Below are 11,634 nucleotides of genomic sequence, written 5' to 3' on the forward strand. Positions count from 1 at the left end.
GAGGGATAGTAAGGGCGGCGGAGCCGTTGCGAAGCAATGGAGCGATAGCGGAACCCTGAATAGCCCGACCCGCCGAAGGCGGGGCACGCCCGAAAAATTATTATGAAAATTTTGCTGTTATTTGAGTTTTGACAGACGATTTTTAGAAAAATATAGAAAAAACTATCCTGTTACGGTAAAATGAGGCAACGAACGGTTAAATTTTAACCTGATTTTTTTTCCTGGGGTAATTATGAAAATCGAAACAAAATGTTTACATTCCGGCTATAGTCCTAAAAACGGAGAACCGCGCGTTGTGCCTATCGTTCAGAGTACGACATACCGCTTTGATTCCTGCGATCACGTTGCAGCCCTTTTTGACAAGCCTACTGAATTTATGTATTCGCGCTTTGCAAATCCTACGTGCGATGCCGTCGAGAAAAAAATTGCCGATATGGAAGGCGGCGTTGGCTGTATGCTTACCTCAAGCGGTCAGGCGGCTACGCTCTGTTCAATTTTAAATCTTTGTTCTGCCGGCGACAGTTTTATTGCTTCGTCATCAATTTACGGCGGAACAATAAATCTTTTTGGTTTTACGCTTAAAAAACTTGGAATAGAATGTATCTGGGTTGACGTAAACGCAAGCTACGACGAAATTGTAAAGGCGTTCAAGCCGAATACAAAATGTGTTTTTGGCGAAACGATTGCAAATCCGGCGCTTACGGTGTTCGATTTTGAAAAATGGGCAAAGGCGGCGCACGCAAACAACGTTCCGCTTATTGTGGACAACACTTTTGCAACTCCTGTTCTGTGCCGTCCGTTTGAGTGGGGCGCAGACATCGTAATTCATTCAACGACAAAATATATGGACGGACACGCTGTTCAGGGCGGCGGTGCGATTGTTGACAGCGGAAATTTTGACTGGGAAGATGCGTACAAAAAAACGCATAAATTTGCCGATATGGTCGAACCTGACGAAAGCTATCACGGACTTTGCTATGTAAAGGATTTTGGAAAGGCGGCGTACATCGTAAAGGCACGCACTCAGCTGATGAGGGATTTCGGCTGTTATCCGGCTGCCCAGAGCGCGTTCTATCTGAATATGGGACTTGAAACGCTTGCCGTAAGAATGCCGCGCTACTGCCAGAACGCAAGGACAGTCGCTGAATATTTTAAAAAGTCTGACAAAATTGCTTCCGTTTCGTATCCGGGACTTCCGGGCGACCGCTACTATGACCTTGCACAGAAATATCTTCCCGACGGAACAAGCGGCGTAATTTCAATCAGCATAAAGGGCGGACGGAGTGCCGCAGTGCGTTTTATGGACGCACTCCAGCTTGCAAGCGATGAAGTTCACGTTGCGGACATTCGTACCTGCGTCCTTCACCCCGCAAGCGCAACTCACCGCCAGCTTACAGACGAACAGCTTGTAAAAGCCGGAATTGACGGCGGAATGGTACGGTTCAGCTGCGGCCTTGAAAATGTGGACGACATCATCGCCGACATAGACCGCGGACTTGCGGCGATTTAACGAAAAAAGTTTTTCTGCAATATAAAAGCCGTCCTTTCTGCACTTCACTTTGCAAAAGAAGATTGGACGGCTTTGTATAAGTTGTGGTGATAAAGAAAAGATTCTTATGCATTATAAAAAACAAACTTATTCTGATTCCAAACCAGTTGATGTTTTTGAATCTGATTTTTTAGATGCTTTCTGCTGCAAGGCAAGTGTATTTCTTTCCCAGAAAACACCGTCAGAATATCCCTGTATTGTTTTATCAGAGTCGGCCAGCTCAAGGCGTTTTTCGGCCCACAGGCAATATTCTTCATTCAGCTCAATTCCGCAATATTTTCTTCCAAGTTTTTTTGCAACAACGCTTGCTGTTCCGCTTCCTAAAAAAGGGTCGAAAACAATATCACCTTTTTTTGAAGAAGCTAAAATAAGTTTAGCATAAAGCTTTTCACTTTTTTGAGTGGGGTGGTCTGTGTTTTCCGGCATTGACCAGAATGGAATAGAAATATCATCCCAGAAATTCGACGGATAGGTTAATCTGAAATTTCCGTCCTCGTTTTCAGTCCAGTCTTTCGGTTTTCCGTCAAGCTTATAAGGCGCCAGAACTTTCCGCTTTATCATAACTGATTCAACATCAAAATAATAATCATTTGGATTTTTTACAGCGAACCAAATATCCTCCATTCCATTTTTCCAGTTTGATTTTGCGCCGCGGCCTTTTTCCCTTTGCCATGTGATTCTGTTTAGAATAGTCAATTCTTTTTCTATTGCCCGCTGCAAGGAGGAAGTGCAGTTCCAGTCGCCGCACATATACAAAGAGCCGTCCGGCTTTAACTTTTTGCAAACTTCAGGAAACCACCTTGCCAGATATTCATCGTAGCTGTCGTTTGAACGAGAATTAAATTTCATTCCATTAAAATTTTTTGACAGATTATAAGGCGGATCAATGATTATTAAATCTGCGAATTCGTCTGGAATATATTTCAGCATGCTCAGGACATTGCCATTTAAAGTTTTATTAACAACATCTGTATTTACTGTGATATTTTTTTCAGTCAGCAGTTTTTTCCGCAGAGGCTCGATTTCTTCATTTGCCAATGTCAATGTGCGGTTGTTTTCAGCGCGCTCTTTCTTTTCCATAAAAAAAATTCCTCAGTAAATATTGTCGAACAGTATAATTTTTTTACACTAAAATATCCATTGCTGCAATTTCAACTTTTGAGTAAAATCTCTTTTTCTACATAACACGCAGCGCCGTCCTCGTTGTTCGTTTTTGTTATGCCGTCGGCGGCTTCCTTTACCTGCGGAATTGCGTTTCCCATTGCAATTCCTTTTCCGCAGAGCTTTAACATTCCGATGTCGTTGAAGTCGTCGCCAAAAGCAAGAATTTCCTGCGGTGAAATGCCCAGGTTTTGACAGAGAATTAAAATGGCGTTTTCTTTTGTCGCACTTGCCGGTGAAAATTTGTACCAGGGAATGTCGGAAAACGGCAGAAAGTCGCAGGCTGTAACGCTTTGCGCAATTTCCTTTGCTTTTTTGGGGTCGTCAGTCTGAACGCAGATTTTCATTGCCGGCTGAACAAAATTCTCAAAATCATCGTAAATTGAATTATCCGCATAGTCAGTTGATTTGTCCTTTTGCCTGTTCCAGAAAATTCTGTCGATTGTGTCAACCGTAATTTCGCAGTCGGCGCCGCATACTGTTCCGGCAGTTTTCAAAAGTGCGCGCGTTTCTTCGATTGAAAATGAAGTGGCGTGGAGCAGATTTCCGTTGCGGTAAATGCTTGCGCCTCCGTTACAGATGCAGATGTCGGGATTGATTTTCTTTTCAAACGGAATGATGTTCGGTTTGCCGCGTGATGTGCAGAAGCCTACAAGAATTCCTCGCTGTCTGCATTGTTCAAAAATTTGCGCTGAATAGTCAGAAATCGTTTTGTCTGAGTGGAGCAGAGTTTCGTCAAGGTCTGATAAGATGAGTTTTGTTTCCATAAATTAGTTTAACTTGAAATGAAAAATCGGGCAAGGGGCTGGCAGTTACAAGTTTTTTCTCTGTAGAGAAAAAACTTGTAAAAAACAGCGAGTTTTTATTCTATAGAGAAAAAAGTTGTAAAAAATTACAAGTTTTTATTCTGTAGAGAAAAAACTTGACAGAAAACACTGATAGTTGTAGTCTGTAGATGTGGAAGAAAACGTAATCACTCGCGAAACATATATAAATCATCTTGAAAAATGGCGTGAAAAAAAAGTCATTAAAGTCATAACCGGAATACGCCGTGCCGGAAAATCATCTTTGTTTACGATGTTCATCGCTCATCTTAAAAATACGGGAGTTCAGGAAAATCAGATTGTTTATTTAAATCTTGAAGATATGGCTCATTCGGCGCTTCTTGATTCTAGCGAGTTGTATAACTATATCAGCGCCCGTCTTGTTCAAAATAAATATACATATATTTTTATTGATGAAGTTCAGAATTGTGCAGGTTTTGAAAAGGCAATAAACAGTCTTTCGTTAAAGCCGTCTGTCGATATATATTTGACAGGCAGTAATGCTTATTTTCTTTCCGGCGAACTTGCAACGCTGCTTTCGGGGCGTTACATAACGATAGAGGTTTTGCCGCTTTCGTTCAAGGAATACTTGAAATTTAAAAACGCTGACAGTTCATCGCTTTCGCCTGACAGTAAAAAAAGTTTTTTCAGTACATATATGAATTGCGGTCAGCTTCCGTATCTGGCGTTTATAAATGATGATATGCAGCTTGTCAGGGATTATCTTGAAGGAATTTTGAACACAATCATTATAAAAGATGTTGCCGTCCGTGAAAAAATAAATGAAATTCTTTTGCTTCAAAAAATTATAAAATGTATCTGTGATTCAGTCGGAAGTCAGGTGTCGGTAAAAAAAATCTCGGATACGCTCATTTCAAGCGGCAGGAAAGTTTCTGTAAATACTGTGGAACAGTATGTCCGCGCTCTCTGTGACAGTTTTATTTTTTATCAGGTGGCGCGCTTTGATATTCGCGGCAGGCAGGTTTTAAAGACGCTGGAAAAATATTATATTGCAGATACAGGGCTTAGGAATATAATGACAAATGCGCAGTCAAATGATTTTGGGCATCTTGTTGAAAATATTGTCTATCTTGAACTTCGACGCCGTTATTCAACTGTAATGATTGGAAAATCAGACAGGGAAGAAATTGATTTTGTCGTAAAAAATGGTCAGGACTTTATGTACATACAGGTTTCAGTGACAGTTCTTGACAGTGCCGTACTTGAACGCGAATTAAAGCCGTTGCGGCATATCAAAGACAATTATCCAAAACTTCTTCTTACGCTCGATGATTTTATCCCTGAGGCAAGCTATGACGGAATCATTCACAAAAATATAATCAACTGGCTTTTAGAACCGCAGGCAGAATAAACAGACTGGCAATTACCCTTTCTGATTTAGCCGAAAAAAGAAAATAAGCCAGTTAAATTGCAGTTCATAATTTCAAAACAAAAGAGGAAGGAGCCCCTCCCTGCAGCAAGCACTGAAAGAACAATGTTACGCATTACCGCACGACGAACGCCCCCGAAGGCTTATGTCCGTGCATCCTATTTTTTATTATTGGATTTTCATCATAAGCTTTCTTTAATTTCATAAAATCTGAGTCTGTCTCAACCATGTTCTTTTTATTTTTTGTATAGAAATCCAATAATTTTTCTGCCTTTTTATTCTTAATTGGATATTCTTCAGAAAACTTATTTTTATGAATATAATCCAATACTTTCTTCCAGTCTTTGGTTGATAAAGAGTCTTTGCATTTTTCATATGCATTCCACCAACTGGAAGTAGACCAACTACAAATATCATCAGAACCTAATATTTTTACTGCAGCATTATGACCTTCTTCTTGTCCGAGCCAATCAAAAAAGAATCTATAAATAATCATAGTTTCTGGCATGTCTAATAATTTATGAAATTCGTTTAAACTGCTGCCAAATGCTTTATTAAAATATGAGCGTCCTCGGCCTATTTTTCCTTTTGTACTATTTAATATGGATTGAATTGCTCTTATATATTTTCTATTCCAATGTTTACCAATGTAATCACGATTATGAGAATAATCCTGATCCATATCATCTGTCTTTTTTATTGGATGATATTTCATAGGGAAAGAATAAATACTAACTCCTAATTCATCACATAACTGAACATTAATTTTTAATTGTCTATATAAATCATCAGGATGGTCATTGAAATTGTATAGTAAGTAATTTGAAAAATCAGTAATTCCCGCTTCAACACTCATCTTAACGGCTTTCTCATATGAATCTTTTGTCTTTAAATCATCAAACGCAATTCGTAATGGGTGAATAGCAATTGAGCTTAAAAGTTTTGCTTTTTCTGGAGTAAATAATCGTGCATCTACACCTTGATTAAAATCCACATAGCGTCTAGAACCATTTCCTGGTTTGAAGTGTAAATTGTATGAATTTTTTATTTCTTCATAAGCTGCTAACACATTTTCTTTTCTTAGAGTCATCGGACTAATTAAGTAATACTTTTCAAGAATACAAAATATTCTAAATGATTCTTCCTTATCTGTAAGATTTTTATAAAACTCATACATCAATTTCCAGCTTTTCTTAATGTATGCTCTATCATTAAGTCCGTCTCTTAAATTTTGTATAGCTATGTTCAATAGATTTTGTTTCTTAAACGTTGCACCTTTCTCAAAACCACATTCTTTGATTTCATTAATTATTTTTGCAAAATCTTTTGATGCTAAAATATTATTGTCCATTAAGAGAAGATCTTTTTGTTCTCCATATAATCTAGCAACTCGTTCAAGTCTTGTTTTCAATGGAATATACGAACAGAAAACAGGTTCAAGAGTAGTTACTGCACAAAATGGACATTTTCTAATACATCCTCGAGTAGTGTATCTATAATATGCATTTGTCATAGGATATTCATAATCAATTTCATCTAAAATCGAGTAATCTAATTCTAGTTCATCGATTATTTGTGTATCACCTTCATCTAAATCGCCAGGATGATTTAATAATCCTACATGAGGTCTAATCCCAGTTGCAGCTTCGATTTCATCTGGTTGGATGGAAGCAAGAACACCACCAACCATTAAATCTTTTGTATTTTTTACCATTTTTTTTGCAAAATTAATGGTATCTACTGTTATATCCCAATAAAAAGTAAAAAGAGTCGTGATACCTATTCTATCCCATTCAGGTTCAGATTCCCATTTACCTTTCCAATAAAAATCTTTTGCCTCTTGAATTGCAGTTTCAATAAAATATGCTGATTCAGAATCCTTTATTGGTAAAGAATCTAAATAAACAGATTTTCTTGTTTTTAAATAATTAAATAACAATTCTCGATGGTAAAACCAATCAATTTTTCCAGTCTCTACAGCATTAAGCTGTTTAATTAATTTATCTGTAATACGCTCAATTACAAATAATTTTAAATCACCCTTATAGAAAACTACTTCCCAATTTCCAAGATTCCTATAGTATGTTGCCAGTTTCATTAATGCAACTGGTGGAAATTTATTATTATAATTTGGTTCTATTAAGAGTACTTTTTTCTTTCCTTGTTGTCCCATGTTATTTTTTAAGCTCACTTAATATCTTTCGTTTTACAGGATCCACAACTCTCTTATAGGCATCAGTATAAAAATGTACATCAATTATTTCGAAAATTTTTTCAATCATTTTCATTTCATCTTCATTATACTTCGACCTAAGTTCTGCAAATATATCTTTTTTCTCGCTGGTATTTTCTTCTGTTTTTGGAGAATCTATATCTTCAGTTGTCTCTGGAGTCTTAAAAGGAGGTAGAGCATCATGATCTGAAGAATCTGAAATTTGTTTTGCTCTTTGTTTATAGATATCAAGAACAGCTTTTTCGCCTTCTGTTTTTCCTTCTTTATCTATTACGCGTTTTTGAAGGTCATCACGTATTCTTATTGTTTTCTTTTGAGCAGTTGAAATCTCTTTTTCTTTGTCTTCTTTCGTATAATCTGTTGTAATTGGTTTTTCTTGAATTTTATTTAATTCTTGTACAGATTTTTCATAATTTTGTATTGCAGTTTTTGCGGCATTTGCATTTCGATATACAGGTCCTAATTCTGTAATACAAAAATCGTGAATTTTTCGTTTTAATAACTGACCTTCTGTAGTTGGTTGAATATCAGAACGGTCTGAAGTAGGTTTTATGTTTTGGTTTAAAACATGTATTTCACCATTAAAGAATTTATTTCCTCTTGGTTCCTTAAAATATTCAGTTCCGTCAAAGAAACTTTCAGAACCAATTTGAATATTCTTAATTCTTAATCTCAAACCTCTTGTAAGACTTGAAGTATTTGTTTCTGCAATCTGAGTAGAGAAAGGAGTTACTGCATACCATCCCCAAGCTAAATCACCATATTTTGGTTCATCAATCATAAAGAATCGTATTTCTTTGATCTTATCATCTGTTCCTTCAATCTTTAAACCATAATCTTTTCGTATATCTACATTTTTGTTTAATGTTAATTTCACGAAGCGAAGGTCTTTTACAATGTTTTGAATTTTTTCATCGTTTTTATCTAAGCTTGAATAAAATAAACTCGTTTTAAAAGGAGCTTTAAAATCAATCGGAGCTATTTGAACTAAATAGTCTTTTATTAATTCTTCGGATAATAAAAGATTTACATATTCAGGTCTAATTTGAGATAAAATTACTTCGAAGAAATGTTCATCTATTTTATCTTTCTTTTCAGTAGAAAAAACAGTACATGTATCTATAACTTCGTTTGGTGACATATTTATTGATGGATCATCAAGAATCTGTCTGATTTTAATTACATCAAAAGTTAAAACTGAAATAACATTTTCGCCCTTTGTTGTAGTTCTGAAAGTCATTTGTTGACAATAACCTGCACCTACAAATTTTCCTATTCCAAAATATCCAGCAGTATAATCTTTATCTCTTTTAGTGCTTACAGAAATATCTTTAAGAATTGTCTCTGCATCGTTTTGAGGCAAACCTTTTCCATTATCCCAAATTTTTACTTCTTGCTTATTTTCATTAATATCTACAGTAATATGTCCTTCATTTGGGGGGGGGTAATATGCCTGATAATTCAGCTTCAAAAATAGAGTCAGTCGCATTTTGAATATATTCTCTATAAATCGTTTTTGGTTCCGGATATAAAGAGAACATCAATTGATCAAGTAAATGTTTATCAGTCTTAGATTTTGCCATTTTTATTACCCATTAGGAAATTGTTTATATGTATTGTAAGGGAATTTTACTTTTACCAAAGACCTCAAAGCAGGATTTGAAATAATATATTCTCCTGCAGGAAGTCTGGTCATCATGTTTTGATAAACCTTTGGAATATATCTATAATCTGCTTTTGAAACTTCAATTGCATTAGTTCTACCATACGCAGCTGTTGCACAATTTCCTTTTACTCTGTCGTGAATTGCACTTCTAAATTGTTCAACGGAGAATAAAATAATACCAAGAGAACGACCACGTTCCGTAATATCTAGGAGTTGATGCAGAATAGGAGAATTCTTAGGAGTATCATTAGAGGCATACTTGTTTAATTCGTCTACAAACATAACAACCTTCTTTGGTACATCATCACGTTCAGTATCAAACTTCATTTCCCATATAGCACGTGCAACACTACCAAAAACAAAACTTTGTGTATTTTCGTCTAATAATGTGATATCAATCATCATTACTTGACCACCCTTAAGATTTTCTTTTATTTCAGTAGTAATATCTTTTTCACCATTGTTTGTATCAAGGTTATCATTAAAAATACCCTGTGTTTTTACCACTTTATTTATTATGCGGGAAAACTTTCTCCAAGAAGTTGGTAAAATTTCATTTTTTTGTGCAGTTCCATTTTTATCAGCATAATCCTTTACTGTATCAATCAAAGTTTCCCAAGTTTCAACGCCTCTAAATTCTCCCTGCTTGTTTATAATATAATTAACACAACTTTCCATTGTTCCTGAAGTATCATCTTCATTTGCTAATAATAAATCCAATTTATCAAGGTAGTTTTCACAAGGCATTTTATAAATAAATGCTTTATTTTCTGCTTGCTGTCTTTTTAGGTCAGATGGGTCAACATTTGAAGCAACCTTTTTGTTATTGGTATCAAATGGATAAAAATATTTGACATTCTTAAATGGTTCTGGCTTCATTCCTAATTCTTCATATAATTTTTTATCAGTGTCTTTAAGCTCTGTATTTGGTTCATCTATAGCTAATAAGTCTCTTCCTTTTACATTAAAGAAAACAAAAGCTACATCATTACGATTATCTTTGTCATATTTCTGCTGTAATGCATTTAATAAGAACATAGAGTATGAAGTCTTTGCCGCCAGACCAGAAATACCAGAAACATTAAGGTGAGCACCTTCTGGCCCAATCAAGAAATTTTCATTTAAGGAAACAGGTATCTTTAACGAATCTTTTCCTTTATACATATTAAGATAGCCGCAAATAATTGGGTTTTTTACATCTTTAAGTCCAAGCGCAATCAAAATATCTTCCTCATTGCATAATGAAACTTGTCTTCCATCAAGAACAGGAGTATAAACATTTCCAGTGTTACAAATTACGCTTGCTTTTACATAGTTCATACCCAGACGGTTCATATTACCAATTCCATCTGCAATATCACCAAAGTCGCTTGAAATATAACTGGTAAAGTGACTTGGTGCGTCAGTAATATGATTTATTTCCTGAACCTCAGCATAAGTAATAGAATCTTGAAGATGATTAACTTTTACAATATCAAATGGACTCAAGACTTCACTTTTGTCTGTCCAAAAATAAAACTCTTCTGTTGTAGAAGGACATTTTTCTGTAGCTGATACTTTACCAATAATTTTTTCCATAGTTAGAACAACCCCAAAAATATATTTTTATCTATGTATTGTGCTTTACAAAATGATTCTGTTAAATAAACTGGATATAAGTGATTTGCCCATCTTGAATCGGAACAAAAGCAAACAGGATAAGCCTCTCTTATAATATTTGCACTTAGCCAGTCAATTGATTCTGTTTCAAAAGGCTCTGTTTCATTCGTCATTAAAAGCTCACATTTTACTACATCTGAAAAATTGTTTTGTCTAAAATCAGATTTTCTTAATCTTACATACCAAATTGCAAAATATTGATTATTTGATTGTTCAGATTTATATCGATAAGCCTTAGTCCTATGAAATGGTTTTAATTCAGCAATAATCTTTGCAATGTTTGGATTAAGATCATGAAGTAAAGTTGGATCAAATGATTTTGACACACCAATTACATGTTTATAATTGGCTCTCATATTATTCCATTTTGCAAAATCATGTTTCCATTGTGAATAACTAGGATTGTATTGTATAGAACCATCTTTTATCAAATATGATGTATCAGAAAGTTTCTTTCCTTCACATAAATCTTGTACCATAAGTTGTTCTGCATCGGTCATTGCATTTTGTATTTGTGCAATTCCACTATTCATAAATCTATTTTTATCTGTCTTATCAGCTACAGCAGCTCCGTCAGTATCATAAAAAAGAATTTTAGAAATAGAAAGATTATGCTCTTTTGCATATCTGTTGTGTTCTCTTAAATAAACAGTTAAATCCTCTGCATATTTTCTAGCATAATCATCTCGTTTACCATTTTTATTTGAGCAGAAGTTTTTTGGAAGTGAAATTAAAATCTCAGTCTTAAGCATTGCCTTTTTAAATGAATCTCTACTTTCTCTATGACAACATCCCACAACTGTTTGACCGGCAATAATAGGAAAGATTTTCTGTCCAATTGCAATATCATCAACTTTAAATGTATGTCTTGAACCATCTAAAAAGTATTTTATATTATTATTATAAGTTGAATTGATAAGATCTAAATCGATAGGTACAGAATCAACAATTTTTCCATCTGATTCTGCATATTTTTTTCCTTTTATATCAATAGAAACATCATCTCTATCATAAGTTTCGCGAGTAAAAAGTTCATTGTAATTTTCATCAAGAGAAATTTTTCTTGTATTATAACAATGGTAATTTCCAGGATTATTTGAATCTATATAAGTTAATATTTGTCCCATTTCAAAACCTCAACATCAGATTTAA

8 protein-coding genes are annotated in these 11,634 nt (G+C 35.0%); 2 read left to right on the top strand and 6 right to left on the bottom strand.

Annotation, left to right across the window (positions count from 1 at the left end):
- Positions 1 to 232 precede the first annotated feature (232 nt).
- Positions 233 to 1,510 (top strand): O-acetylhomoserine aminocarboxypropyltransferase/cysteine synthase family protein, encoded by a 1,278-nt coding sequence (locus ACI4L0_RS06795; RefSeq protein ID WP_439799418.1) that lies wholly within the window; start codon positions 233 to 235, stop codon positions 1,508 to 1,510.
- A 126-nt stretch (positions 1,511 to 1,636) separates the two neighbouring features.
- Here ACI4L0_RS06795 and ACI4L0_RS06800 read toward each other — a convergent pair whose 3' ends face one another.
- Positions 1,637 to 2,629, bottom strand: a complete 993-nt coding sequence (locus ACI4L0_RS06800) for a DNA-methyltransferase (RefSeq protein WP_439799419.1) — start codon at positions 2,627 to 2,629, stop codon at positions 1,637 to 1,639.
- A 71-nt stretch (positions 2,630 to 2,700) separates the two neighbouring features.
- Complete coding sequence (locus tag ACI4L0_RS06805) at positions 2,701 to 3,477, bottom strand: Cof-type HAD-IIB family hydrolase (protein ID WP_439799420.1); 777 nt, start codon at positions 3,475 to 3,477, stop codon at positions 2,701 to 2,703.
- Positions 3,478 to 3,667: 190 nt separating this feature from the next.
- Here ACI4L0_RS06805 and ACI4L0_RS06810 point away from each other — a divergent pair, with 190 nt between their 5' ends.
- Positions 3,668 to 4,906, top strand: a complete 1,239-nt coding sequence (locus ACI4L0_RS06810; RefSeq protein ID WP_439799421.1) for an ATP-binding protein — start codon at positions 3,668 to 3,670, stop codon at positions 4,904 to 4,906.
- Positions 4,907 to 5,039: 133 nt separating this feature from the next.
- On the opposite strand, the gene ACI4L0_RS06815 is transcribed toward ACI4L0_RS06810, so the two are convergent.
- From ACI4L0_RS06815 to ACI4L0_RS06830, 4 genes are all read right to left on the bottom strand, one after another.
- Positions 5,040 to 7,115, bottom strand: coding sequence for a hypothetical protein (locus ACI4L0_RS06815; RefSeq protein WP_439799422.1), 2,076 nt, complete (start codon positions 7,113 to 7,115; stop codon positions 5,040 to 5,042).
- A complete protein-coding gene (locus ACI4L0_RS06820; protein ID WP_439799423.1) occupies positions 7,099 to 8,646 on the bottom strand; it encodes an ATP-binding protein in 1,548 nt (515 codons plus the stop codon). The genes ACI4L0_RS06815 and ACI4L0_RS06820 overlap by 17 nt, the downstream gene beginning before the upstream one ends.
- A gap of 99 nt (positions 8,647 to 8,745) precedes the next feature.
- The gene (locus ACI4L0_RS06825) at positions 8,746 to 10,401 is read right to left on the bottom strand and encodes an ATP-binding protein (RefSeq protein ID WP_439799424.1); all 1,656 of its coding nucleotides are present in this window, start codon (positions 10,399 to 10,401) and stop codon (positions 8,746 to 8,748) included.
- A 2-nt stretch (positions 10,402 to 10,403) separates the two neighbouring features.
- A complete protein-coding gene (locus ACI4L0_RS06830) occupies positions 10,404 to 11,609 on the bottom strand; it encodes a hypothetical protein (RefSeq protein ID WP_439799425.1) in 1,206 nt (401 codons plus the stop codon).
- Between the last annotated feature and the right edge of the window lie 25 nt (positions 11,610 to 11,634).

It is taken from the genome of Treponema sp. (assembly GCF_051883275.1).
Taxonomy (GTDB): domain Bacteria; phylum Spirochaetota; class Spirochaetia; order Treponematales; family Treponemataceae; genus Treponema_D.